Genomic DNA, 23870 nt, shown 5'->3' on the forward strand with positions numbered 1-23870 from the left:
CACGCCTCACGCCGGCAGCTTCATCAGCGCCAGCGGATCGGAGGTCGGCCGCGCCGAGCCGCCCGCGGGTTCGACCGTGATGCCCATGCCCGTCGCCCCGTCCACCGGCCCGTCCAGGAGGGTCGTGTACGTGGTCGAGGAAGGGCCCGACGCGCGCATCAGGCCCGCCGAGCGCATCGTGCCGCCGTCGTCGAACCACAGCTGGTAGACCTTGCCGCTGGGTGCGCCGGCCAGCCCGGAGGCCAGGAACACCGCCCGGTCCTCGCTCCGGGAGACCACCACCGTCCCCTGCGCCCCGTCCTCCAGCGTGCCGGACGAGGTCTTGGCGTCGGGGGCGGCCAGCACCCGGGCCACCTGCTCGGCCTGGCGCCGGGTGGCGTCCGCCCGCTGCTGGGCGTCCCGCGCCTCCTGGTGCTGCCACACCGCGATCCCGCCGAAGCCCACGGCCGCGGCCAGGCACGCGGCGAGCGCGAACCGCGACCACCGGGCGGCCCCGGAACGCCGGTCCGGCGAGCGCTCGCGGCGGGAGACGGCGGGCGGTTCCTGGCGTACGGCCGTGATCTCCCGCAGCACCCGCTCCCGCAGCTCCCGGGGGGCCGGTGCGGCGGCGGCGAGGCCGAGCCGGGTCGCGGTCTCGGAGAACTCGCGCACCTCGACCGAGCAGGCCTCGCAGTCGCCGAGGTGCCGTTCGAAGTCGCGGCGCTCCGTGTCCGGCAGCGCGTGCAGGGCGTAGGCGCCAGTCAGTGTGTGCAGTCCGGCGTCGGTCATGAGCTCACCCCCAGGCAGTCGCGCATCCGGATCAGCCCGTCGCGCAGTCGAGTCTTGATCGTGCCGAGCGGCACCGCGAGCAGTTCGGCCACCTCGCGATAGGTCAGCCCCCGGTAGTACGCCAGCGTGACGGACTCGCGCTGGAGTTCGGAGAGGGTCCGCATGCAGCGGCGCACCTGCTCACGTTCCAGCCGGGTCTCGACTTGCTCGGTGACCTCGTCGAAGGCGGGCGTGCGGTCGAGCAGGGCGGCCTTGTGCTCGCGGGCGGCCGAAGCCTGCGCGGAGCGGACCCGGTCGACGGCGCGGCGGTGGGCCAGGGTCAGCACCCAGTTCATGGCACTGCCCCGGGCCGCCTGGAAGCGGGACGCGGTGCGCCACACCTCCACCAGGACCTCCTGGGCGACCTCCTCCGACTGGGCGGGATCGCGCAGCACTCCGCGTACGAGCCCGAGCACCGGCCCGCTCACCGCGTCGTAGACCTGTGCGAAGGCGTCCTGGTCGCCCCGGGCGACCCTTCCCATCAGCTCCTGGAGATCGGGCCCCGCCGAGGCCGTTCCGCTGATGTACACGGCTTCTTTCACGCGGGGGTCCCTTCGGTGGTCGACGTTCTCCGGGAGTGATTCGGAGCCGTCGCCGGTGCGGATTGGCCGGAAGGCGGAGATCCTTCCACGACTTCCCGCCCGGACGGCGAACCCACTCGCGATACATCGTGGTTGACGGTCTTTCGGAAATCGAGCTATGTTCGGCTACGAGTATTCGGCAACGAGGTCCTGGGGGTGGCGGCGATGGCCAAGCGGCGCAAGCTCAGCAATCCGCTGGCACTCACGGTGATGGTGCTGCTCGCCGAGCGGTCCATGCATCCGTACGAGATCGCCCAGACCCTCCGCAGACGCGGCAAGCAGCACAGCGTGAAGATCAACTTCGGCTCGCTCTACACCGTGGTCCAGAACCTGGAGAAGCACGGGTACGTCGAGGTGGCGGGCATACAGCGGCAGGGCAACCGCCCGGAGCGCACGCTGTACGGCATCACCGGGGCCGGGCGTGCCGAGATGCTGCACTGGCTGTCCGACCTGATCGCGGTGCCGGCCGACGAGTACCCCGTCTTCGAGACCGCCCTGGCGCTGCTCCCCGTACTGCCGCCGGACGAGGTGAACGAACTCCTCGGCGACCGCGAGCAGGCGCAGACCGTGCAGGCGGCGGCGTTGCGCGGAGTGCTCGCCCAGCTCGGGGACTCGCTGCCCCGGGTCTTCGTGGTGGAGAGCGAGTACCAGCTCCACATGCTGGAGGCCCAGCTGGAGTGGATCCAGAAGTTCCGCAAGGAGATCGGCGAGGCCACCATCAGCGGCATCGACGAGTGGAAGTCGTTCCACGAGACCGGCGAGGTCCCGCAGGACTGGCAGGACCTCGACGCCCAGGAAGCCGCCCGGGACCCCGGGCGGGAGTAGAAGAAGCGGACCCCGGCAGGGCTGTTGCAGCAGCCGCCACCGGGGTCCCGAACCCCAAGCCGGACGGCCGTGGAGGCGGACCGGGCCATCGAGGTGCGGCACACCCAGGATAGCCCGGCACTCCTCACGCGGACCGGCCCGGCCCGACGGCGTCCGGGGCCCGCCCCGGACGCCCGGCCGACCAGGAGAGCTCCGTCATGAGCACCCGTGCGCCCGCAGTCGAGGCGCGACACCTCGTCAAGACCTATCCGGGAGGGGTCACCGCGCTGCGCGGCATGGACCTCACCGTCACCGCCGGCACCGTCCTCGGCCTCCTCGGGCCCAACGGCGCCGGGAAGTCCACCACCGTCAAGATCCTCACCACCCTCGCCCGGCCCGACTCCGGGACCGCGTCCGTCGCCGGGCACGACGTCCTGGCCCGCCCGGACCGGGTGCGCCGCGCGATCGGCGTGGTCGCCCAGAAGTCCGGCGCCGACCCGGTCGCCACCGGCCGCGAGAACCTGCTCCTGCAGGGCCGGCTGTACGGGATGCGGGGCGCCGCCGTGCAGCGCCGCGCCGATGAACTGCTGACCCGCTTCTCCCTCGCGGACGCGGGGAAGCGCCTGGTCAAGGGGTACTCCGGGGGCATGCTGCGCCGACTGGACGTGGCCCTCGGTCTGATGCACCGCCCCGAGGTGCTGTTCCTGGACGAGCCGACGACGGGCCTGGACCCGGAGTCCCGTACGGCGATGTGGGAAGAGATCTCCCGGCTGGCCGGCGACGAGGGTCTGACCATCGTGCTCACCACGCACTACCTGGAGGAGGCGGACCGGCTCGCCGAGCGCATCGCGATCGTCGACCGCGGCCGGATCGTCGTCGAGGGCACCCCCGACGAGCTCAAGGGCGAACTGCGCGGCGACGCCGTCCATGTGGAGCTGCGCGCCGACGCCGGACCGGAGGCCGTCACCGCGCTCGCCGGGCTGCCCGGGGTGCACGAGGCGGTGGCCGAAGGGCGCCGTGTCAGCGTCCGGGCCGAGGACGGCGCCGCCGCCGTCCCCGTACTGCTGGCCGCGCTGGAGCGGGCCGGGGCCGCCGTCGCCGCGGCGACCGTCGCCCGCCCCTCGCTCGACGACGTGTATCTGCGCTACGCGGGCCGCCGCTTCCAGGACGCCGAGGCCGGGGAACCGGCGAGCTCCCCCGAACCGGCTCTCGCGGGAGGATCCCGATGAGCACTCAGGCACTGGCCCACACCTGGTACATGACCCAGCGGCAGCTGATGTCCATCGCCCGCCAGCCCGTCTTCCTCGCCATCTCGCTGATCCAGCCGGTGATCTGGCTCTTCCTGTTCGGCAACCTGTTCCGGAAGGTCGTCGAGCTCGGCGGCTTCGGCACCACCTCCTACCTGGACTACCTCGTCCCCGGCATCGTCGTGATGAGCGCGCTCGGATCGAGCATGTGGGCCGGCATGGGCACCCTGGAGGAGATCGAGCGCGGCACCCTCAACCGCTTCCTCACGACACCCGTCAGCCGCAACGCCCTGATGAACGCCAACGTCGTGCAGAACGGCATCGCCACCACCGTCCAGTCCGTGGTCATCCTGCTGCTCGGGTGGGCGGCCGGCGCGGGCTACCCGGGCGGCGCGACCGGACTGCTGGTCCTGCTCGTCGCCTCGGTGCTGCTCGGCACGGTCTTCGGGGCGCTCTCCAACGCCGTGGGCATGATGGTGCGGGAACGCGAGTCGATCATCGGGATCAACACCTTTCTGCTGATGCCGCTGACCTTCCTGTCCACGTCCTTCATGGCCCCGAGTCAGATGCCCGGCTGGATGCGGGACATCGCCGCGTTCAACCCGGTCGACTGGGCCATGGTCGCGGGCCGTTCGGCGCTCGGCACGGACCCGGACTGGCAGCTGGTCCTCATCCGGTGCGGCGGACTGCTGCTGCTCGCGTCGGCGGCGGTCGCCCTGTCGACCCGCACGTTCCGCTCGTACCAGAGATCGGTCTGACGGGGCGGCCGGTACCGGAGGTCCGCCCGGCGGACGGCCGGTTCACCGGCCCGACGGCACCGCTTCGGCCACCCGGTCCGGGAGTCCGCCCCCGGGCCGGGGCCCGGACGTCCGGGCCGGGCGCAGCGCCGCGTACGCACCCGCGGCGGTGGCCGCCACGACGAGCGCGGCGGCGGCGAGGGTCGCGCCGTCCGGGTGGACCAGCGGCTGACCGCGCAGCGCCTGCCACAGCACGAGCGCGACGAGCCCCGCGTACGCACCGGAGGCGACCCGCACCAGGCGCAGCCGTACCCGCGCGTCCCGCAGCCGGGGCACGCGCGGCGCCAGCGCCACGAGGGCGAGCAGGAACAGCGGCAGGATCTGGAGCGCGTGCATGCCCACGAAGTGCGGGATGCGCAGGTCGCCCCCGGTCGTCGACCAGCCGGTGAGCGGCATCGAAGGGCCCCCGTCCGGCACGCCGACCGCATGCGCGCCGATCACATCGGCCGTGCCCCGCCGGTTTGCCGCCCGCTGCTCCGGGGTCGGCTGGGTCATCAGGAAGCCGAGGCCCGCCCCGGCGAGGGCCAGCAGGACGCCCGCGCGGATGGCCAGGGCCGAGGCGCGGTCGGCGATCCTGGCGCGCAGCAGCAGGACGGCGATGACCAGCGTGCCCGCCCACAGGACGACGACGGTGACCGCCATGACCTGGAACAGCATGGCGTCGAACGGTGTGGCGACGTTGAAGTGGCTCCGCTTCCCCCGGATCACCTGCCCGGTGATGATCACCATCTCGCCCAGGCTCGCGAGGGTGACGACGGTCCCGGCCCACCAGCCGGTGCGCCGGCCCCGGGTGACCAGCGTCAGCATCCAGGCGAGCGAGAGCGCGTACACGACGAAGGACACCGCGAACTTGAAGGGCTTGGCCCAGATCGCCGCGCCCGCCAGGACCCGGTCGTCGGCGAGCAGACCCACCCCGGAGACGACGGTCATCACGGCCATGGCCGCGGCGAAGAGGACTAACGGACGGTGCCAGGTACGCCATTGAGACATGAGGTCCCCCTAGGACTCGATCGGATTATGGATAGTGATGCTCTCCGCTATCCATAGACGGACTATCTATGATGGATGTCGAGTTGGCAAGCAGAGGGAGCGAACGCGCGGTGCGCATAGGCGAGTTGAGCCGCAGGTCCGGAGTGCCGGTACCCACGATCAAGTTCTACGTACGGGAGGGGCTGCTGCCCGCCGGCCGGCTGACGAGTCCCAACCAGGCGAGTTACGACGACGGGCACGAGCGGAGGCTGCGGCTGATCCGCGCCCTGCTCGACGTCGGCGGGCTGCCGTTGGCGGCCATCGGCGACGTGCTGCGGGTCATGGAGGACCCGGCCCAGCCGGTCCACGAGGTCCTGGGGGTGGCCGCGAAGCGGCTCAGCCCGTCGTCCGGCGACGAGTCCGGGCCCGAACTGGGCGCGGCCCGCGAGGAGGTTGCGGACCTGCTGAAGCGCATGGGCTGGCGCGCCGGTCCGGCGAGCCCCGGCGGGGAGGCCCTGGCCGGGGTGCTGGTCGCGCTGCGCAGGGCCGGGCACGGCGCCTTCGTCGATCTGCTCGACGACTACGCGGCCGTGGCCGAACAGGTCGCGCTCATCGACCTCGACTACGTCAGCCGCAGGGTGGCCCGGGAGGACATGGTGGAGAGCGTGGTCGTCGGCACCGTCCTCGGCGAGGCGATGTTCGGCGCGCTGCGGCGGCTCGCCCATACGGAGGCCTCGACGCGCGCGTACGAGGACCGGCTGCCGGGCGGGGACCCGTCACCGGGGACGGCCGGGGGAGAGGCGGAGGGCGCCGGGGCCTGAGCCCCGGCACGGCTGTGCCCCGGTCCGGGGGACCGGGGCACGGAAACCGGGCGTACCGAGGGCCTGGGGCCCGCGAAGATCCGCCGGACAGGCCCTACGCGGCGCTCTCCTGCTCGCGCTCCACCTGCTCGTTCCACTGGCGCTTGACGGAGCGCCAGGACTCGTCGTCGTGGCCGAGCCGCCAGTAGCCCGAGATCGACAGCTGGGAGACCGGGATCTCGCGCTCCAGGCGCAGGTGCCGGCGGATCTCCTTCACGAAGCCCGCCTCGCCGTGGACGAACGCCTGGACGGCGCCGGCCGGGAACTCCAGGCGCTTCACGGCCTCGGTCAGCGCCTCGCCGACCGGGCGGCCCGCCCGGTGCAGCCAGGTGACCTCGACGCCGTCCGGCGTGGCGATCTTCTGCTCCTCCGCCGCGTCCTCCACCTCGACGAACGCGCGCACCACCGCACCCGCCGGCATCTGCTCCAGCGCGGCGGCCACGGCCGGCAGCGCGCTCTCGTCGCCCGCCAGCAGGTGCCAGTCCGCCGAGGCGTCGGGGGCGTAGCCGCCGCCGGGGCCCATGAACGTCACCTGGTCACCGGCCTTCGCGCGCGCCGCCCAGGGCCCGGCCAGGCCCTCGTCGCCGTGCACCACGAAGTCGACGGCCAGCTCGCGCGCGGCGGCGTCCCAGGAACGCACCGTGTACGTACGGGTGGTGGGCCACAGTTCGCGCGGGTACTCCTCGCGGATGCGGGCCATGTCGAAGGGGTGGGCGTAGTCCGCGCCCTCGGGTGCGAAGCACAGCTTGACGTAGTGATCGGTGTAGCCCGCGAGCGCGAAATCGGCGAGACCGTCACCGCCGAGCACCACCCGGATCATGTGCGGGGTGATCTGCTCGGTGCGCAGGACCTGCGCACCCTGAGCCTTCGGTGCCCGCCGCTCCGGTCGTTCTGCCACGAGGTCTGCTCCCTGCTGCCGGAAATCTGGGGACCGCCGGCCGAAGCCGACATCGTCTTAGGGTCACCTAACCTAACACCTCATGGGTGCAGGACGTCGAGCAGCCGTCCCACCGCTCCGCCCAGCCCCCACCGGGTCACGAGCGCGTCGAGAGCGGCCGGGTCGCGCGGCCCGGCGGGCAGCGCCGGGTCGAACTCCGGCAGCGGTACGTCACCGGCGACCCGCACCACCTTCGGCGCGACGGCCACATAGGCGCGGGCCTCGTCGAGCCGCCTGCGCTGCGAGGGCGTCAGCTTCGCCGCCGGATCGTCCACCGCGGCCATGATCCCGGCCAGATCGCCGAACGCGTCCAGCAGCTTCGCCGCCGTCTTCTCGCCGATGCCGGGCACGCCGGGCAGCCCGTCGCTCGGGTCACCGCGCAGCAGCGCCAGATCCACGTACCCGGGGCCGTCGACTCCGTACTTCTCGCGCAGCCACGCCTCGTCGGTCATCTGGAGGGTGCCGACCCCCTTCAGCGGGTAGAGCACCCGCACCCCGCGGGCGTCGTCCACCAGCTGGTAGAGGTCCCGGTCGCCGGTGACGATGTCGACCGGCCCGGCCGCCCGCCCGGTCAGCGTGCCGATCACGTCGTCCGCCTCGTACCCCTCGGCGCCGACCCGGGCGATGCCGAGCGCGTCCAGCACCTGGGCGATGACCGGGACCTGCGGGGCCAGCGTGTCCGGCGTCTCCTCCTCGTCGGGCACGCCCGCCCCGGTCTCGACCGCCACGCGGTGCGCCTTGTACGTGGGGATGAGGTCGACCCGCCACTGCGGCCGCCAGTCCGCGTCCCAGCAGGCGACGAGGTCGTCCGGCCGGTGGTCGTGCACGAGGCGGCCGATGAAGTCCAGCAGCCCGCGGACGGCGTTGACGGGGGTCCCGTCCGGCGCGCGCACCGAATCGGGCACGCCGAAGTAGGCGCGGAAGTAGAGGGAGGCGGTGTCGAGGAGCATCAGGCGTCGCGTCACACGCCGATGATGCCGCACGGCACCGACAGCGGCCGCCGGGGACGCGGTTCCCGGAAAACCGTCCCTCCTCATGTGATCCAGGTCACTCTTGTGTTTGCTCCGAGTAAGCGGGGGCAGGCGCGGCATCGGAGCGGACCACGTCGCGTTTTCAACCAGTGCACGTGCCATGCGGACGGAATCCGTGCCGCTCCACGGTCTGCCGGCGGGGGTGGCAGACCGTTTTCGGTTCAACGCGTGAGGTGTATGTGTCCAGGCTGCAAGCCGAGCACTTGTACAAGGTGTTCGGCAGACGACCCGATCAAGCCGTGCAGAAGCTGAAGAGCGGCACGGACCGCGACGCGCTGCGCGCCGACGGAACGACCGCAGCGGTGATCGACGCGTCGTTCACCGTCGAACCGGGCCAGATCTTCGTCGTGATGGGTCTGTCCGGCTCGGGCAAGTCCACCCTGCTGCGGATGCTCAACGGCCTGCTGGAGCCCACCTCCGGCCAGGTGCTCTTCGACGGCCAGGACCTGACCGCCCTGAGCCCCGCCGAGCTGCGCCACGTCCGCTCCACCAAGATCAGCATGGTGTTCCAGCACTTCGCGCTCTTCCCCCACCGGAGCGTCCTGGAGAACGCCGCGTACGGCCTGGAGGTGCAGGGCGTCCCGCGCGCCGAGCGCAACCGCCGCGCCACCGAGGCCCTGGAGCTGACCGGCCTGGCCGGCTGGGAGAAGTCCTGGCCCGACGAGCTGTCCGGCGGCATGCAGCAGCGCGTGGGCCTCGCCCGCGCGCTCGCCACGGACGCCGACCTGCTCCTGATGGACGAGTCCTTCAGCGCGCTCGACCCGCTGATCCGCCGCGACATGCAGGACCAGCTCCTGGAGCTGCAGAAGCGGCTGAAGAAGACCATCGTCTTCATCACCCACGACCTCAACGAGGCCATGCGCCTCGGCGACCGCATCGCCGTGATGCGCGACGGCGAGATAGTCCAGCTCGGCTCCGCCGAGGACATACTCGTCACCCCGGCCAACGACTACGTCGCCTCCTTCACCCAGGATGTGGACCGCACCCGGGTGCTGACCGCCGGCGCGGTCATGGCCGACACGGACACCGTCATGGGCACGCTCTGCGACAAGGGCACGGAGATCCGGAGCGCCGAGGACGTGCTGGCGGCCACCCCGGCCACCGTCACCGAGTCCACGCCGATCATCGAGCTGTTCACGCCCTGCTCGCAGAGCCGGGTCGCGGTCGCCGTGACCGACGACAAGGGCAAGCTCCTCGGCGTCGTGCCCCGGGAGCGGCTGCTCGCCGTGCTCGGCGAGCCGATGACGCCTGCTGCGGCTCCCCAGGACGCCGCTGCGACCTCCCTGAAGAAGGTGGCCGGTGTTTAGGCTTCATCTCGGCGACTGGGTCGACTCCGCGGTCGACTGGCTCCAGACCCACCTCGCCTGGCTCTTCGACTTCATCAGCTCCGTCGTGAGCGGCATGTTCGACGGCATCGCCACCGTCCTGTCCGCTCCGGCGCCCCTGCTCTTCGCGGGCATCGTCGCCGTCATCGCCTGGTGGCTGCGCGGCCTGCTCGCCGGAATCCTCGCGTTCGTCGGCTTCGCCCTCATCGACTCGGTCGAGTTGTGGGACGAGGCGATGGACACGCTCACCCTGGTGCTCGTCGCGACGATCGTGACGCTGGTGCTGGCCGTGCCGCTCGGCATCTGGGCCTCCCGCTCCAAGACGGTGAGCGCGGTGATCCGGCCGGTCCTGGACTTCATGCAGACCATGCCCGCCATGGTCTACCTGATCCCCGGCGTGATCTTCTTCGGCGTCGGCGTCGTGCCCGGCATCATCGCCACCATCATCTTCGCGCTGCCCCCGGGCGTCCGGATGACCGAACTCGGCATCCGCCAGGTCGACGGCGAGCTCGTCGAGGCGGCCGAGGCCTTCGGCACCACCTCCCGCAACACCCTGCTGCGGGTCCAGCTGCCGCTGGCGCTGCCGACGATCATGGCGGGCATCAACCAGGTCATCATGCTGGGCCTGTCGATGGTGGTCATCGCCGGCATGGTCGGCGGCGGCGGCCTCGGCGGCTCCGTCTACCGCGCCATCGGCAACGTCGACGTCGGCCTCGGCTTCGAGGCCGGTGTCTCCATCGTCATCCTGGCCATGTACCTGGACCGGATGACCAGCGCCCTGGGCCGCGAGGTCTCCCCGCTCGCCCGCCGCGCGCTCGCCAAGGCGCAGTCGATGGCCGGCGGCCTGAAGATCTGGCACCACCGCCCGCAGCCCGTCGTCGCCGTCGCGGGCGTCGTCGCCCTGGCGCTCGTCGCCGGCGGCATGGGGATCTTCGGCTCCTCGGACGACGAGTCCACGGCCGCGTCGGACCCGGCGAACATCGGCGCCGGCAAGAAGATCAGCATGGGCTACATCCCGTGGGACGAGGGCATCGCCTCCACCTTCCTGTGGAAGGAGCTGCTGGAGCAGCGCGGCTTCGAGGTCGACGTCAAGCAGTACGAGGCAGGTGCGCTGTACACCGGTATGGCGAGCGGCCAGATCGACTTCGAGACCGACTCCTGGCTGCCGGTCACCCACGCCTCGTACTGGAAGAAGTACAAGGACCGCCTGGAGGACATGGGCTCCTGGTACGGCCCCACCTCGCTGGAGCTGGCCGTTCCCAGCTACGTCAAGGACGTGAAGTCCCTGGCCGACCTCAAGGGCAAGGCCTCGCAGTTCAAGGGCCGGGTCGTCGGCATCGAGCCCAGCGCCGGTGAGATGGGCCTGCTCAAGGACAAGATCCTTCCCGGCTACGGCCTGGACAAGGAGTACAAGGTCGTCGACGGCTCCACGCCGTCCATGCTGGCCGAGCTGAAGCGGGCGTACGCCAAGAAGGAACCGATCGTCGTCCCGCTGTGGTCGCCGCACTGGGCGTACAACCAGTTCGAGCTGACCAAGCTCAAGGACCCCAAGAACCTCTGGGGCAAGGGCGACGGCATCCACACGCTGACCCGCAAGGGCTTCAGCGGGGACAACCCCGAGGTCGCCAAGTGGCTCAAGGACTTCAAGATGAGCGAGGACCAGCTCACCAGCCTTGAGGCCCAGATCCAGAAGAGCGGCTCCGGCAAGGAGCAGGAGGCCGTCCGCACCTGGCTGAAGGCGACCCCGGACGTCGCCGACAAGTGGACGCCCGTCAAGAAGTCCGCCCCCGCCAAGGGCGCGAACGGCAAGGACGAGCGCGACCGCGCGGTCGAGATGGCGTGGTTCCCCTGGGAGGAGGACATCGCCGCCACGTACCTGTGGAAGGCCGTCCTGGAGGAGCGCGGCTACAAGATCAACCTCAAGCAGTTCGAGGTCGGTCCGATGTACACCGCGATGTCGCGCGGCCAGATCGACGTGCAGTTCGACGGCTGGCTCCCGTTCACCCAGAAGAACTACTGGTCGAAGTACGGCTCCAAGCTGACGGACATCGGCTCCTGGTACGGCCCGACCTCGATCGAGGTCGCGGTGCCCGACTACGTCAAGGACGTGAAGTCCCTGGCCGACCTCAAGGGCAAGAGCGCGAAGTTCAAGGGCCGGATCGTCGGCATCGAGCCCGGCACCGCCACGATGGAGAACCTCAAGAAGAACGTGCTGCCGGCCTACGGTCTGGACGACGAGTACAAGGTCGTCGACTCCTCGACGCCCGGCATGCTCGCCGAGCTGAAGCGCGCGTACGCCAAGAAGGAGCCCATCGCCGTCCTGCTGTGGACCCCGCACTGGGCGTACAGCGAGTACGGGATGACCAAGCTCCAGGACCCGAAGAAGGCCTTCGGCGAGGGCGACCGGCTGCACACCATCGCCTCCAAGGAGTTCCCGGAGAACTACCCGCAGCTGACGAAGTGGTTCAAGAACTTCAAGCTGAGCGAGAAGCAGCTCGCCGGTCTGGAGAACCAGATCCAGAAGCTCGGTACAGGACACGAAGAGGAAGCCGTGAAGGCCTGGATGGACAAGAACCCGGGCATCGCGGACAAGATGGCTCCCCAGTAGGAGCCGCCACCGGCCCCCACCAGGGCCGCAGCCCGTGAAGGGGTGGGTCACGCCGACGGCGTGACCCACCCCTTCCGGCGTTCCGGGGCGGTCACTTTCCGGGCCGTCCTGGCGTAACGGTGTGCACGGGACGCCCACAACCGGAAGTATGGCGACTCGGGAGGGAGCCGGACATGGACGAGAAGGAAACACTTCGGGTGGGCGCCGCGGTCCGCCGACAGCGCAGGTCCCTGGGACTCACCCTGGCCGCGGTCGCCTCGCGCAGCGGTCTTTCCGTGCCGTTCCTCAGCCAGATCGAGAACGAACGCGCCAGACCCAGCGCCCGGTCCCTCGACCGGGTCGCCGAAGCGCTGGAGACCACCACCGCCCGGCTGCGCGCCGCGGCCGACTCCGCACGCGCGGTCGACGTCGTGCGCGGCGCGCAGGAGGACGGAGTGCACCGGGTGGTGCGCGGACGCCACCAGCTCAGTGCCCTGGAGTTCACCGGGGAACTCGACCTCGGGCGCGAGTTCCAGCACCGCAACGACGAGCTCCTGTACGTCGCGGAGGGCGCCGCCGAGGTGGAGGCCGAGGGCCAGGCCTACCGGCTCGTCCAGGGCGACACCCTCTTCCTGTCCGGCGGGGTGCGCCACCGCTGGCGGGCCACCCTGCCCGGCACCCGGCTGCTGTGCGTCGCGGTGGCCGAGCACATCGACGCCACGTCCGACCCCCGGCGCTGAGGACCGCCGTGCGCGTCGTCTCCCTGGTGCCCTCGCTCACCGAGGCCGTCGCCGGGACCGCCCCCGGCCTGCTCGTCGGCGTCACCGACTGGTGCACCCACCCGGCCGGTCTCGGCGCCGCCCGCATCGGCGGCACCAAGAACCCCGACGTCCGCGCGGTCCTGGACCTGCGCCCGGACCTGGTGGTGGCCAACGAGGAGGAGAACCGGGCCCCGGACCTCGCCGCCCTGCGGGAGGCCGGCGCGCACGTCCTCGTCACCACCGTCCGCACCCTCGACGACGCCTTCGGCGAACTGGACCGCCTGCTGACCGGCGCCTGCGGCCTGCCCCGGCCGCGCTGGCTGGACGAGGCCGAGGCGGCCTGGGCGTCCCTCCCGCCGCCCGGCCCGCCGCGCCGCGCGGTCGTCCCGGTCTGGCGCAGGCCGTGGATGGTGCTGGGCCGCGACACCTTCGCCGGTGACCTGCTGGCCCGGCTGGGCGTTGCGAACGTGTACGCGGACCACGCCGAGCGCTATCCGCGTATCCCGCTCGACGAGCTGAACGCGGCCGGCGCCGAGCTGGTGGTGCTGCCCGACGAGCCCTACCGCTTCACCCGGGACGACGGACCGGAGGCCTTCCCCGGCCTGCCCGCCGCCCTTGTCGACGGGCGGTACCTCACCTGGTACGGGCCGTCGCTGGTACGGGCCCCCGAGGCGCTGCGAGCAGCACTCCGCTGAGCAGCCCGCGCACGGTTCGGGCACCGGCCATCGCCCAGGCGGCGACGAGGCACACGTACAGCGCGACGGCCAGCCAGGTGAAGGCGGTCAGGCCGGTGTGCCGCGCCAGGCCCGCCGCGCCCGTCACACAGGTGCCGACGGGGAACGTGAAGCCCCACCACGTCATCGAGAACGTCATCCCGCCCCGCACCGCCCGCACCACGAGGGCCACGGCCAGCGCCAGCCACAGCAGGGCGAACCCCATCACCGGCACCCCGTACAGCACCGCGAAGGCCCTCAGTGCCGAGGCGTACGCACCCCCGACCGCACCGGGCGCCACATCGGCCAGCGCGTTCACCGCGGTCGTCGACTGCCCGAGCGGGCCGAGCACCAGGAACAGCGTCGGCGTCAGGGCGAGCGGCAGCGGGCCCCGGTGCACCAGCCGGCCGAAGACCAGCGGAAGCATCACCAGCGTCGCCAGCAGGCTCAGCCCGAACATCGCGTAGCAGCCCAGCAGCAGCGCCTCCCGCCCCTGGCCAGCCGGCAGCTCCGGCACCAGCAGCGGGCCGAGCGCGGCCGAGACCATCGGCGCCACCACCGGCAGCAGCCACACCGGGGACGCGGTGCCGGGCTCCGGCCGGTGGCGGACGATCATCAGATACGGCACCGCCACGGCCGCGACCAGCCCGGCCACCGTGCCCGCCGTGTACAGGACCACGTCCAGCGCGAGCGCCGCCGGGTGCCCGACGACGTCCTTGCCCACGACCATGCCGGAGCCCCCGACGGCCAGCAGCGCCATCGACAGGCAGCCGTAGAACGGCGCGACGGCGGGGTCCGCGAGATGGGCGCGGGCCTGGTCGGGGTGGGCCGCCCAGTGCCCGGCGCGTGCGGTCAGCACGACGGCCAGCAGCAGCGCCGAGACCACCCACACCGCCGCGCAGGCCCCCCGCAGCCCGGGGACGTGCACGGGCAGCGCGGCACCGGCGCTCGCGACGATCGCGGTGCCCATGACGGTGGCGTACCAGTTGGGACCGAAGTGCCGCAGCGCGGGCCGCCGGACGGTGCCGGGATACGGGGAGGGAGGGCGGGTCCGCAGATAGGTGGCCATGCCATGATTCTTTCGGCCCGGTCCGGGTCCCACCAGGGAGCGCTGCCCTATGAGGTCATAAGGTGGACTTATGTCCAGCGAACCGTCCGCCCCCCTGTCCCACCGGGTGCCCGACCTCGGCGCGCTGGAGCTGCTGCTCGCCGTCGCCCGGCACGGCAGCCTCGGCCGCGCCGCCCGGGACCTCGGCATCACCCAGCCCGCCGCCAGCAGCCGCATCCGCTCGATGGAACGGCAGCTCGGGCTCACCCTCCTGGACCGCTCGCCCCGGGGCTCCCGCCTCACCGAGCCGGGCGCCCTTGTCACCGACTGGGCACGCCGGGTCGTGGAGGCCGCCGAGGCGTTCGACGCGGGCGCCCACGCCCTGCGCGACCGCCGCGACTCCCGGCTGCGGGTCGCCGCCTCCATGACCATCGCCGAATACCTCCTCCCCGGCTGGCTCATCGCCCTGCGCGCCGAACGGCCCGGCACCGCCGTCTCGCTGCTCGCCGGGAACTCCGCGGCCGTCGCCGAACGGCTGCTGACCGGCGACGCGGACCTCGGCTTCGTGGAGGGCCTGTCCGTCCCGGCCGGGCTCGACGGCACCGTCATCGCCCATGACCGCCTCGTCGTCGTGGTCGCCCCCTCCCACCCCTGGGCCCGCMGCCGCACCCCGCTGACCCCGGGCGAACTGGCCGCGACCCCGCTGATCCTCCGCGAACACGGCTCCGGCACCCGCCAGGTCCTGGACGCCGCCCTCGCCGTGCACGGCCCGCTCGCCCCGCCGCTCCTGGAACTTTCCTCGACCACCGCGCTCAAGGGCGCGGCGGAGAGCGGCGCGGGCCCCTGCGTCCTGAGCGAACTCGCGCTCGGCGAGGAGCTGTCCGCCCGGCGCCTGGTCAAGGTCCCCATCGCCGGGGCCCGTCTGCGCCGCCAACTGCGCGCGGTCTGGCCCTCGGGCCACCGCCCCACGGGCCCGGCCCGCGACCTGCTCACGCTGACGAGGACGGGGACGCGGCCCTCCGCCTGACGCCGCCTCACGCCGCCCGAGGGGAAAAGGAGGCGACGCGCGGACCGCGGGGCGGCACCCTTGCAGAGGCACGGCACCTCAGCGAAAGGACCCCTTCGTGAGCCCCACGAGCACCTCGCCGCACCTGCGACGGGCCGGCGCGGACGACGCCGCCGAACTCACCCGGCTGCGCCTGTTCATGCTCGCCTCCCTCGGTATCGTTCCGGAGGCGGACTGGACGCCGGAGTGCGAAGCGGCGTTCCGCGAGCGGCTGAGCACCGACCCGTGTTTCGTCGCCTATGTGGTCGACGCCGGGGACCGGCTGCTGTCCAGCACGGTGGGCCAGTACATGCCGTTGCTGCCGAGGCCCGGCCGCACCCCGTACATCGGGCACATCGCCTCGGTCGCCACGGACCCCGCCCACCGGCGCCACGGCTATGCCCGCCTGACCTTCGAGGCCGTCCACAACCACCTCGTCGAGGCCGGCTGCTCCCGCATCAATCTGACCACCACCCCGGAGGCCGAGGCCCTCTACCGCTCCCTGGGCTACGACGACCCCAGCGGGCCGACCCCCCTGACCTGGAACGCCGACCACGCACCGGTCGCCTCGGAAGGGACGGCCCGATGACCGTCGGCGCACCGCCCGCGCAGGGTGTCCGCCACCACTGGACCGATCTGCCCGCCCCCGTACGCGAAGCCGTCGAGGACATCCTCGGCGCACCGGTCGTCGAGGCCCGCACCCAGAACGGCGGCTTCTCGCCCGGAGTGGCCGCCCGGGTCCGGCTCGCGAACGGCGGCCGGGCCTTCGTCAAGGCCGTGAGCGCCGAGGTGAACCCGGACACCCCGGACATGCACCGGGCCGAGGCCCGCGTCACGGCGTCGCTCCCCGGGGACGCCCCCGTGCCCCGGCTGCTCGGCTCGTACGACGACGGCACCCGCGTCGCCCTCGTCCTGGAGGACATCGACGGCCGCCAGCCCCGGGTGCCGTGGGACCGGGCCGAGCTGGACCGTGTCCTGGACGCGGTCGGTGACCTCGCCCGCGTCCTCACTCCCGCCCCGGCCGACGTCCCCACGGCAGTCCGGGGCAAGTCCTCGCTGTTCGACGGCTGGCGCACCCTGCACGCGGCGGGCGGCGACGCCCGCCTCCACCCCTGGGCGGCCGGACGCCTCGCCGCCCTCGCGGAACTGGAGGCCGGCTGGGACGAGGCCGCGATCGGCGACACTCTCGCCCACGGCGACCTGCGCGCCGACAACATCCTGCTCACCGGGGACCGGACCTTCTTCGTCGACTGGCCGCACGCGGTGCGCGCCGCGCCCTGGTTCGACCTCCTGGTGATGCTCCCGTGCGTGGCGGCGCAGGGCTACGCCTCCGGAGAGGGCGGCCCGGACCCGGAGGCCCTGTTCACCGCCCACCCGCTCGGCCGGGACGCCGACCCCGCCGCCGTCACCGCCGTACTCGCCGCCGTCGCCGGGTACTTCGCGGAGCACTCGCTGCGCCCCGGCCCGCCCGGCCTGCCGACGCTCCGTGCCTTCCAGGCGGCCCAGGGCGCCGCGGCCCTGGACTGGCTACGCCGCCGGCTCGGCTAGCGACGTCTCCCGCGACGGTGCGACGGCCTCCACCAGGCCCCGCACCACCCGGAGGTCGTCGCCCGCCTCCGGATGCCACTGCACCCCCAGCACCCAGGGGGCGCCGGGCAGTTCGACCGCCTCCACCGTGCCGTCCGCCGCGTGCGCCGACGCCACCAGGCCCGTGCCGATCCGGCCCACGGCCTGATGGTGGTACGTGGGGACCTCGCACGCCTCCGGCACCAGCGACGCGTACCGGGTGCCCGGCACCGGCGTCACCGGATGCGAACCGAACACGCCCGTCGCCCCGCCGGGGCCGCCGTGCCCGTCCAGATGCTGGGTCAGGGTGCCGCCGAACGCCACGTTCAGCAGCTGCATCCCGCGGCAGATCCCGAGCAACGGCGTCCCCGACTCCAGCGCCGCACCGATCAGCGCCGCCTCCCAGGCGTCACGCTCCGGCGCCGGCGGCCCGGTCCGCGGATCGCGCCCCGCCCCGTACCGCGCGGGCTCCACATCGGGCCCGCCCGCCACCACCACCGCGTCCAGCCGGGCCACCACCTCCGCCGCGGCGTCCGGCGCGTCCGGCGGCAGCAGCACGGCCAGGCCCCCGGACTCGCGCACCACCCGGGCGTACCCCGCGGGCAGCAGCGCGGCCGGCAGGTTCCATACGCCCCAGCGGGCCGAGGCCTCCAGGTAGGTGCTGATCCCGACCAGCGGACGATTCACCGATGCCCTCCCTCGTACGGCGCGCGGAACACCCCGGCACCGTACCCACAACACCCGCCCTGCCCATAGATTGGATCGCCCGCCCGGCCCGCGAGGAGAGGACCCGTCCGTGTCCGACCGCACCGCCCCGCTCGCTCTCTCGGACCTGCGCCGCCTCGTGCACAGCGGCGAGATCGACACCGTCGTCCTGGCCTTCCCCGACATGCAGGGACGGCTCCAGGGCAAACGCTTCGCCGCCCCCTTCTTCCTCGACGAGGTTGTGGACCACGGCACCGAGGGCTGCGCCTACCTCCTCGCCGTCGACACCGACATGAACACCGTCGACGGCTACGCCATGTCCTCCTGGGACAACGGCTACGGCGACTTCGCCATGCGCCCCGACCTCAGCACTCTGCGCCGGGTGCCGTGGCACGAGGGCACCGCGCTGGTCCTCGCCGACCTCGCCTGGGCCGACGGCTCGCCGGTCACCGCCGCGCCCCGGCAGATCCTGCGCCGCCAGCTCGAACGCCTGGCCGGGCACGGCTACACGGCCCACGTCGGCACCGAACTCGAGTTCATCGTCTTCAAGGACACCTACGAACAGGCGTGGGACCGCGGCTACCGCGACCTCACCCCCGTCAACCAGTACAACGTCGACTACTCCGTCCTCGGGACCGGCCGCGTCGAACCCCTGCTGCGCCGCGTCCGCAACGAGATGGCCGGCGCGGGCCTCGCCGTCGAGTCGGCCAAGGGCGAGTGCAACCCCGGCCAGCACGAGATCGTGTTCCGCTACGACGAGGCCCTGGTCACCTGCGACCAGCACGCCGTCTACAAGACCGGAGCCAAGGAGATCGCCGCCCAGGAGGGCATGGCGCTCACCTTCATGGCCAAGTTCAACGAACGCGAGGGCAACTCCTGCCACATCCACCTCTCGCTGCGCTCCACCACCGAACCCGGACGCTCCGTCATGGCCGGTGCGGACGGGGCCATGTCACCGGTGATGCGGCACTTCCTGGCCGGACAGCTCGCCGCCCTGCGCGACCTTTCCCTCCTCTTCGCGCCGAACATCAACTCCTACAAGCGGCTGCGCCCCGGCTCCTTCGCCCCGACCGCCGTCGCCTGGGGCCACGACAACCGCACCTGTGCCCTGCGCGTCGTCGGCCACGGCGCGTCGCTGCGCTTCGAGAACCGGCTCCCCGGCGGCGATGTCAACCCGTACCTGGCCGTCGCCGGACTCGTCGCCGCAGGCCTGTACGGGATCGAGCAGAAGCTCGAACTCCCCGAACCCTGCGAGGGCAACGCCTACACCGCCGCCTACGACCAGGTCCCCGCCACCCTGCGCGAGGCCGCAGCCCTCTGGGAGGACAGCGAGATCGCCCGGGAGGCCTTCGGCGAGGACGTCGTGGCGCACTACCGCACCATGGCCCGCGTCGAACTGGACGCCTTCGACGCGGCCGTGACCGACTGGGAACTGCGCCGCTCCTTCGAACGCCTGTGAGTACGACGCCTTCGAGCCCACGACCGCTGTGAGGACCATGTGATCCACGAGCACCACGTCCTGAACCCGGCGACCGGGGAGACCATCGCCACCGTCCCCGCCACCCCGGCCGCCGGCGTGCACACCGCCGTCGTCCGCGCCGGCGGTGCCCAGCGCGCCTGGGCCGCGCTCGCTCCTGCCGACCGGGCCCGGCTGCTGCGCCGGTTCGCCGCCGCCGTCGACGCCCACGCCGAGGAACTGGCCCTGCTGGAGGTCCGGGAGGCGGGCCACACCCTCACCAACGCCCGTTGGGAGGCGGGCAACGTCCGCGACCTGCTCGACTTCGCGGCCGGGGGAGTGGAACGGCTCAGCGGCCGGCAGATCCCCGTCCCCGGCGGCATCGACCTCACCCTCCTGGAACCCCTGGGCGTCGTCGGCGTCATCGCGCCCTGGAACTTCCCGATGCCGATCGCCGCCTGGGGCACCGCCCCCGCCCTCGCCGCCGGCAACGCGGTGATCCTCAAGCCCGCCGAGACGACTCCGCTGACCGCGCTCCGGCTGGCCGGGATCGCTCTGGAGGCGGGCCTGCCCGAACACCTCTTCCAGGTGCTGCCCGGCGCCGGCGACGAGGCGGGCAACGCCCTCGTCGAACACCCGGACGTCGCCAAGATCGTCTTCACCGGCTCCACCCGCACCGGCAAGCGGATCATGGCCAAATGCGCCGACCGCCTGGGGCGCGTCACGCTCGAACTCGGCGGCAAGAGTCCCAACATCGTCTTCGCCGACGCCGACATCGAGGCCGCCGCGGCCGCCGCACCCGACTCCTTCCTGGACAACGCCGGCCAGGACTGCTGCGCCCGCACCCGCATCCTCGTCCAGCGCTCCGCGTACGACCGCTTCCTGGAACTCCTCGCCCCGGCCGTCGAGGCGTTCCCCGTCGGCGACCCCTTCGACGAGAAGACGCGGATGGGCCCGCTCATCTCCCGTGCCCAGCTGGAACGCGTACGCGGTTACGTCCCCGAGGGCGCGGCGGCGATCCGGGGGAGCGCGCCGCAGGGGCCCGGCTTCTGGTTCCCGCCGACCGTCCTCACCGGCGTCCCTGCGGACGCGCCCGTCGCCACCGAGGAGGTGTTCGGGCCTGTAGCCGTCGTGCTGCCCTTCGAGGACGAGGCGGACGCCGTACGCCTCGCCAACGCCACCGACTACGGGCTCGCCGGCTCGCTCTGGACCCGGGACGTGGGGCGCGCGCTGCGCGTCTCCCAGGCGGTCCGGGCGGGCAACCTCTCCGTCAACTCGCACGCGGCGGTCCGCTACTGGACGCCGTTCGGCGGGTTCAAGCAGTCCGGCATCGGCCGCGAACTGGGGCCCGACGCCCTCACCGCATTCACCGAGACCAAGAACGTCTTCCTGAGCACGGAGGCCTGAACTCCCATGAGCACGGACCCCGAGATCATCTGCCGCCGCCTCGTCGGCCGCACCGCCGTCATCACCGGCGCCGGCAGCGGCATCGGCCTGGCCACCGCCCACCGGCTCGCCTCCGAGGGGGCGCACGTCGTCTGCGGCGACATCGACGCGACGGCCGGCGAGGCGGCGGCCGAGGCGGTCGGCGGCACCTTCGTACGTGTCGACGTGACCGACCCCGGACAGGTCGCCGAGCTGTTCCGGACGGCCGACGACACCTACGGCTCGGTCGACATCGCGTTCAACAACGCCGGCATCTCGCCGCCCGAGGACGACTCCATCCTCACCACGGAACTGGAGGCATGGAAGCGCGTCCAGGACGTCAACCTCACCTCCGTCTACCTCTGCTGCAAGGCGGCCCTGCCCTACATGCGCCGCCAGGGCCGGGGCTCCATCATCAACACCGCCTCCTTCGTGGCCCGGATGGGCGCGGCCACCTCGCAGATCTCGTACACCGCGTCCAAGGGCGGGGTGCTGGCGATGACCCGCGAACTGGGCGTCCAGTTCGCCCGCGAGGGGATCCGCGTCAACGCGCTCTGCCCGGGGCCGGTCAACACCCCGCTGCTCCAGGAGCTGTTCGCCAAGGACCCGGAGCGGGCGGCCCGCAGGCTGGTGCACATCCCGCTCGGCCGGTTCGCCGAAGCCACCGAGATCGCCGCCGCCGTCGCCTTCCTGGCGAGCGACGACTCCTCGTTCGTCAACGCCACGGACTTCCTCGTGGACGGCGGCATCTCCGGTGCCTATGTGACACCACTCTGAGACGCTCCGTGTCCGGCGATCTACAGTGGGGTCATGAGCATGCCCACGCCACCCGGCTGGTACCCGGACACGGCCGTCCCCGGAACCGAGCGATGGTGGGACGGCACGGCCTGGACCGCCCACACCCGCGCCGCGGCCTCCGCGGACCAACCGCCCGTGCCCCCTCGGCGGCCCGGCGCGAGCGGCGGCACCGGCGCCAGGACCATCGCGATCGTGGCGGCGGGCGCGCTGGTGGTCGCGGCGGCCGTGACGGGCGCGGTGCTGCTCACCGGCCGGGACGACGACGCACCGCCCACGGCCGCCCGGTCGGGCACCCCCGTCCCCAGCGCCTCGCACACCCCCACCGGCAAGGCCTCCGACCAGCCCAGCCTGTCGCCGGGCGATTCGGCCGCCGACAAGGGCCCCGCCCGGCTCGTCGACCAGCTCAACGGCATCACCCTGCCGATCCCCGACGGCTGGGAGAAGGTCGACCATCCCATCGAGGAGGCCCTCATGATGCGCCCCGATGATTCCGAGGCCTACTTCTGCCCCGGTACCAGTTCCGCGATGTGCTTCCGGGGGACGGTGACCATACGCACCGCGACCCGCACCGATCTCACCTCGCCGGAGGAGATCGCCAAGAAGGACATCGTCGACGCGGCGAACCTCGCGTACGACCGGGACGTCATCGACCGGCCCATCCACGGCGGCCTCCTGTCCCACCGTCAGATCTCCGCCGAAGCCGTCACCGTGGCCGGGCGCTCCGGATACCAGGTGCGTTGGCGGGTCGTCACCGGCAAGGGCCCCGGCGGCTACGTCCAGTCGCTCGTCTTCCCCTCGCCCGTCGGCAGCGAGTCACCCGTCATCGTGCGGTGCGCGCTCGACGCGGGCCCGGACGGGCCGCCGCTCGCCCTCATGGACACCCTCACCAAGGGCATCCGCCCGATCGGCGACGACGCGACGGACGGCGGCGTGGGCAACTCCGTGGAGCACACGACCGATTAGAGGAACGTACGCCCCTCGCCCCGGTACGTCGGTACGGCCGCCGTCACGCGGTCGCCCTCGATCAGGTGCAGTGTGTCGAACCGCTCGCACAGCTCACCGGCCTTCGCGTGCCGGAACCACACTTTGTCACCGATCAGCAGGTCGTCGGCCGGGGAGCCCAGCAGCGGGGTCTGCACCTCGCCGGGTCCCTCCTGCGGGTCGTAGCGCAGCCCCTCCGGCAGATACGGGACCGGCAGCCGATCCGGCCCGGCCGCGCCCGAGGCCGGGTAGCCGCCGCCGAGCACCGTCACCACGCCCACGCCGGGCCGCCGCACCACGGGCTGCGCGAACAGCGCGGCCGGGCGGGCGGTGAACGAGGTGTAGTTGTCGAACAGGCGCGGCACGTACAGCCCCGAACCGGCGGCGATCTCCGTCACCGCGTCCTCCGCCGCCGTGTGCTGCACGCTGCCCGTGCCCCCGCCGTTCACGAACTCCAGGTCCGGTGCCACGGCCCGGACCGCCCGCACCACCTCGGCCCGCCGGGCCGCCAGTTCCTTGCGGGCCGTGGCCTGCATGAGGCGGATCGCCCGGGAGCGCAGCGGACGCCCCGCGACCGAGTCGCCGACGCCGGCGATGTGCCCCTCGTACGCCATCAGCCCCACCAGCCGGAAACCGGGGCGCCGCACGACGGACCTGGCCAGTTCCGCCAGCTGGGCGGGGGAGCGCAGCGGCGAGCGCAGGGCCCCGATCCTGACCCGGCCGCCGAGCATCCGCAGCGAGGTGTCCAGTTCCAGACAGACCCGGATCTTCTGGGTGCCGCCGGCCCGCGCCGCGTCGATCAGGTCCAGCTGGGCGTGGTCGTCCACCATCACCGTCACGGCGGCGGCGAGCTTCGGGTCGGCGGCCAGCTCCGCGTAGGCCGGCCTGTCGGCGGAGGGGTAGGCCAGCAGGACGTCGTCGAAGCCGGCGCGGGCCAGCCACAGCGACTCCGCGAGCGTGAACGACATGATCCCGGCGAACCCTGGCCGCGCCAGCACCCGTTCGAGCAGGGCCCGACAGCGCACCGACTTGCTCGCCACCCGGACCGGCTTGCCCGCCGCCCGGCGTACGAGATCGTCGGCGTTGGCGTCGAACGCCTCCAGATCGACGACGGCTACGGGAGCGTCGAGATGGGCGGTGGCCCGGTCGTAACGGGTCCGGTCAGTGGCACGGGCAGTCATGGCCGCAGCTTGCCAGACGGTTCTACCGCTGGGTAGGGGGACGATCCGTGCAGATCGGCCGGTGCGCGGACCGCCCGCTCCCACCGGCAGCGCCGCAGCCCGTAGAGTGACGCCCACGCGGCGAGCGGGGTCCTGTCTGTGCGGGCGGTCCGCGCACCGGCCGATCTGCACGGATCGTCCCCCTACCCAGCGGTAGAACCGTCTGGCAAGCTGCGGCCATGACTGCCCGTGCCACTGACCGGACCC

Annotated in this window: 23 protein-coding genes; 15 read left to right on the forward strand and 8 right to left on the reverse strand. The window is 72.7% G+C overall.

Features of this window, described 5'->3' with window-relative positions; translation table 11 throughout:
- Positions 1 to 6: 6 nt before the first annotated feature.
- Together EAO73_RS22485 and EAO73_RS22490 are read right to left on the reverse strand one after the other, a co-directional pair.
- Complete coding sequence (locus tag EAO73_RS22485; RefSeq protein ID WP_147973277.1) at positions 7 to 768, reverse strand: anti-sigma factor domain-containing protein; 762 nt, start codon at positions 766 to 768, stop codon at positions 7 to 9.
- Entirely contained in the window at positions 765 to 1349 is a 585-nt protein-coding gene (locus tag EAO73_RS22490; protein ID WP_093709608.1) for a sigma-70 family RNA polymerase sigma factor, read from the reverse strand. Before EAO73_RS22490 ends, EAO73_RS22485 begins: the two co-directional genes overlap by 4 nt.
- Before the next feature lie 204 nt (positions 1350 to 1553).
- On the opposite strand from EAO73_RS22490, the gene EAO73_RS22495 reads away from it, so the two are divergent.
- The 3 genes from EAO73_RS22495 to EAO73_RS22505 all read left to right on the forward strand — a co-directional run bounded on the left by EAO73_RS22495 (position 1554) and on the right by EAO73_RS22505 (position 4197).
- Complete coding sequence (locus tag EAO73_RS22495) at positions 1554 to 2213, forward strand: PadR family transcriptional regulator (RefSeq protein ID WP_147973278.1); 660 nt, start codon at positions 1554 to 1556, stop codon at positions 2211 to 2213.
- Between the two features lie 197 nt (positions 2214 to 2410).
- The gene (locus EAO73_RS22500; protein WP_147973279.1) at positions 2411 to 3421 is read left to right on the forward strand and encodes an ABC transporter ATP-binding protein; all 1011 of its coding nucleotides are present in this window, start codon (positions 2411 to 2413) and stop codon (positions 3419 to 3421) included.
- A complete protein-coding gene (locus EAO73_RS22505; RefSeq protein ID WP_147973280.1) occupies positions 3418 to 4197 on the forward strand; it encodes an ABC transporter permease in 780 nt (259 codons plus the stop codon). The genes EAO73_RS22500 and EAO73_RS22505 overlap by 4 nt, the downstream gene beginning before the upstream one ends.
- Positions 4198 to 4239: 42 nt before the next feature.
- On the opposite strand, the gene EAO73_RS22510 is transcribed toward EAO73_RS22505, so the two are convergent.
- A complete protein-coding gene (locus EAO73_RS22510; protein ID WP_147973281.1) occupies positions 4240 to 5175 on the reverse strand; it encodes a hypothetical protein in 936 nt (311 codons plus the stop codon).
- 134 nt (positions 5176 to 5309) lie between these two features.
- Between EAO73_RS22510 and EAO73_RS22515 the strand changes: the two genes are divergently transcribed.
- On the forward strand, positions 5310 to 6026 hold the full coding sequence (locus tag EAO73_RS22515) for a MerR family transcriptional regulator (protein WP_412074950.1): 717 nt from the start codon (positions 5310 to 5312) through the stop codon (positions 6024 to 6026).
- Positions 6027 to 6120: 94 nt separating this feature from the next.
- Here the strand turns inward: EAO73_RS22515 and EAO73_RS22520 are convergent, their stop codons facing one another.
- On the reverse strand, positions 6121 to 6963 hold the full coding sequence (locus EAO73_RS22520) for a siderophore-interacting protein (RefSeq protein WP_147973282.1): 843 nt from the start codon (positions 6961 to 6963) through the stop codon (positions 6121 to 6123).
- An 80-nt stretch (positions 6964 to 7043) separates the two neighbouring features.
- The gene (locus tag EAO73_RS22525; protein ID WP_147973600.1) at positions 7044 to 7952 is read right to left on the reverse strand and encodes a 5'-3' exonuclease; all 909 of its coding nucleotides are present in this window, start codon (positions 7950 to 7952) and stop codon (positions 7044 to 7046) included.
- 260 nt (positions 7953 to 8212) lie between these two features.
- Between EAO73_RS22525 and EAO73_RS22530 the strand changes: the two genes are divergently transcribed.
- From EAO73_RS22530 to EAO73_RS22545, 4 genes are all read left to right on the forward strand, one after another.
- Positions 8213 to 9340, forward strand: a complete 1128-nt coding sequence (locus tag EAO73_RS22530; RefSeq protein WP_191134167.1) for a quaternary amine ABC transporter ATP-binding protein — start codon at positions 8213 to 8215, stop codon at positions 9338 to 9340.
- Positions 9333 to 11966 (forward strand): ABC transporter permease/substrate binding protein, encoded by a 2634-nt coding sequence (locus EAO73_RS22535; protein ID WP_147973283.1) that lies wholly within the window; start codon positions 9333 to 9335, stop codon positions 11964 to 11966. The genes EAO73_RS22530 and EAO73_RS22535 overlap by 8 nt, the downstream gene beginning before the upstream one ends.
- A gap of 173 nt (positions 11967 to 12139) precedes the next feature.
- Positions 12140 to 12685 (forward strand): helix-turn-helix transcriptional regulator, encoded by a 546-nt coding sequence (locus tag EAO73_RS22540; protein ID WP_147973284.1) that lies wholly within the window; start codon positions 12140 to 12142, stop codon positions 12683 to 12685.
- An 8-nt stretch (positions 12686 to 12693) separates the two neighbouring features.
- Positions 12694 to 13401 (forward strand): helical backbone metal receptor, encoded by a 708-nt coding sequence (locus tag EAO73_RS22545; protein WP_147973285.1) that lies wholly within the window; start codon positions 12694 to 12696, stop codon positions 13399 to 13401.
- Here the strand turns inward: EAO73_RS22545 and EAO73_RS22550 are convergent.
- On the reverse strand, positions 13340 to 14488 hold the full coding sequence (locus EAO73_RS22550) for a TDT family transporter (RefSeq protein WP_147973286.1): 1149 nt from the start codon (positions 14486 to 14488) through the stop codon (positions 13340 to 13342). The genes EAO73_RS22545 and EAO73_RS22550 overlap by 62 nt on opposite strands.
- 70 nt (positions 14489 to 14558) lie before the next feature.
- Between EAO73_RS22550 and EAO73_RS22555 the strand changes: the two genes are divergently transcribed.
- The 3 genes from EAO73_RS22555 (at position 14559) to EAO73_RS22565 (ending at position 17060) form a co-directional block, all read left to right on the forward strand.
- Positions 14559 to 15494: a LysR family transcriptional regulator gene (locus tag EAO73_RS22555; protein WP_147973287.1), complete on the forward strand. Its 936-nt coding sequence runs from the start codon at positions 14559 to 14561 to the stop codon at positions 15492 to 15494.
- 97 nt (positions 15495 to 15591) lie between these two features.
- Complete coding sequence (locus EAO73_RS22560) at positions 15592 to 16101, forward strand: GNAT family N-acetyltransferase (RefSeq protein WP_147973288.1); 510 nt, start codon at positions 15592 to 15594, stop codon at positions 16099 to 16101.
- Positions 16098 to 17060: an aminoglycoside phosphotransferase family protein gene (locus EAO73_RS22565; RefSeq protein WP_147973289.1), complete on the forward strand. Its 963-nt coding sequence runs from the start codon at positions 16098 to 16100 to the stop codon at positions 17058 to 17060. The genes EAO73_RS22560 and EAO73_RS22565 overlap by 4 nt, the downstream gene beginning before the upstream one ends.
- Here the strand turns inward: EAO73_RS22565 and EAO73_RS22570 are convergent.
- A complete protein-coding gene (locus tag EAO73_RS22570) occupies positions 17040 to 17765 on the reverse strand; it encodes a gamma-glutamyl-gamma-aminobutyrate hydrolase family protein (RefSeq protein WP_147973290.1) in 726 nt (241 codons plus the stop codon). The two genes, EAO73_RS22565 and EAO73_RS22570, sit on opposite strands and share 21 nt — an antisense overlap.
- 109 nt (positions 17766 to 17874) lie before the next feature.
- On the opposite strand from EAO73_RS22570, the gene EAO73_RS22575 reads away from it, so the two are divergent.
- Genes EAO73_RS22575 through EAO73_RS22590 form a run of 4 tightly spaced genes read left to right on the forward strand, consistent with a single transcriptional unit; the run spans position 17875 to position 22425 of the window.
- The gene (locus EAO73_RS22575; protein WP_147973291.1) at positions 17875 to 19242 is read left to right on the forward strand and encodes a glutamine synthetase family protein; all 1368 of its coding nucleotides are present in this window, start codon (positions 17875 to 17877) and stop codon (positions 19240 to 19242) included.
- 39 nt (positions 19243 to 19281) lie between these two features.
- On the forward strand, positions 19282 to 20646 hold the full coding sequence (locus EAO73_RS22580; RefSeq protein WP_147973292.1) for an aldehyde dehydrogenase family protein: 1365 nt from the start codon (positions 19282 to 19284) through the stop codon (positions 20644 to 20646).
- Between the two features lie 6 nt (positions 20647 to 20652).
- Entirely contained in the window at positions 20653 to 21441 is a 789-nt protein-coding gene (locus tag EAO73_RS22585) for a 3-oxoacyl-ACP reductase (protein ID WP_147973293.1), read from the forward strand.
- A 33-nt stretch (positions 21442 to 21474) separates the two neighbouring features.
- Positions 21475 to 22425, forward strand: a complete 951-nt coding sequence (locus EAO73_RS22590; protein ID WP_147973294.1) for a DUF2510 domain-containing protein — start codon at positions 21475 to 21477, stop codon at positions 22423 to 22425.
- Here the strand turns inward: EAO73_RS22590 and EAO73_RS22595 are convergent.
- Positions 22422 to 23624: an amino acid deaminase/aldolase gene (locus EAO73_RS22595; protein ID WP_147973295.1), complete on the reverse strand. Its 1203-nt coding sequence runs from the start codon at positions 23622 to 23624 to the stop codon at positions 22422 to 22424. The two genes, EAO73_RS22590 and EAO73_RS22595, sit on opposite strands and share 4 nt — an antisense overlap.
- Positions 23625 to 23870: the final 246 nt, after the last annotated feature.

Source organism: Streptomyces sp. col6, from assembly GCF_008042035.1.
In the GTDB taxonomy this organism is placed as follows: domain Bacteria; phylum Actinomycetota; class Actinomycetes; order Streptomycetales; family Streptomycetaceae; genus Streptomyces.

What these genes read in the sequence shown, in the direction of transcription:
- EAO73_RS22485 (WP_147973277.1), bottom strand. Translation starts at nt 768, where the DNA reads ATGACCGACGCCGGACTGCACACACTGACTGGCGCCTACGCCCTGCAC.
- EAO73_RS22495 (WP_147973278.1), top strand. Translation starts at nt 1,554, where the DNA reads ATGGCCAAGCGGCGCAAGCTCAGCAATCCGCTGGCACTCACGGTGATG.
- EAO73_RS22500 (WP_147973279.1), top strand. Translation starts at nt 2,411, where the DNA reads ATGAGCACCCGTGCGCCCGCAGTCGAGGCGCGACACCTCGTCAAGACC.
- EAO73_RS22505 (WP_147973280.1), top strand. Translation starts at nt 3,418, where the DNA reads ATGAGCACTCAGGCACTGGCCCACACCTGGTACATGACCCAGCGGCAG.
- EAO73_RS22510 (WP_147973281.1), bottom strand. Translation starts at nt 5,175, where the DNA reads ATGGCCGTGATGACCGTCGTCTCCGGGGTGGGTCTGCTCGCCGACGAC.
- EAO73_RS22525 (WP_147973600.1), bottom strand. Translation starts at nt 7,952, where the DNA reads ATGCTCCTCGACACCGCCTCCCTCTACTTCCGCGCCTACTTCGGCGTG.
- EAO73_RS22540 (WP_147973284.1), top strand. Translation starts at nt 12,140, where the DNA reads ATGGACGAGAAGGAAACACTTCGGGTGGGCGCCGCGGTCCGCCGACAG.
- EAO73_RS22550 (WP_147973286.1), bottom strand. Translation starts at nt 14,488, where the DNA reads ATGGCCACCTATCTGCGGACCCGCCCTCCCTCCCCGTATCCCGGCACC.
- EAO73_RS22565 (WP_147973289.1), top strand. Translation starts at nt 16,098, where the DNA reads ATGACCGTCGGCGCACCGCCCGCGCAGGGTGTCCGCCACCACTGGACC.
- EAO73_RS22585 (WP_147973293.1), top strand. Translation starts at nt 20,653, where the DNA reads ATGAGCACGGACCCCGAGATCATCTGCCGCCGCCTCGTCGGCCGCACC.
- EAO73_RS22590 (WP_147973294.1), top strand. Translation starts at nt 21,475, where the DNA reads ATGAGCATGCCCACGCCACCCGGCTGGTACCCGGACACGGCCGTCCCC.
- EAO73_RS22595 (WP_147973295.1), bottom strand. Translation starts at nt 23,624, where the DNA reads ATGACTGCCCGTGCCACTGACCGGACCCGTTACGACCGGGCCACCGCC.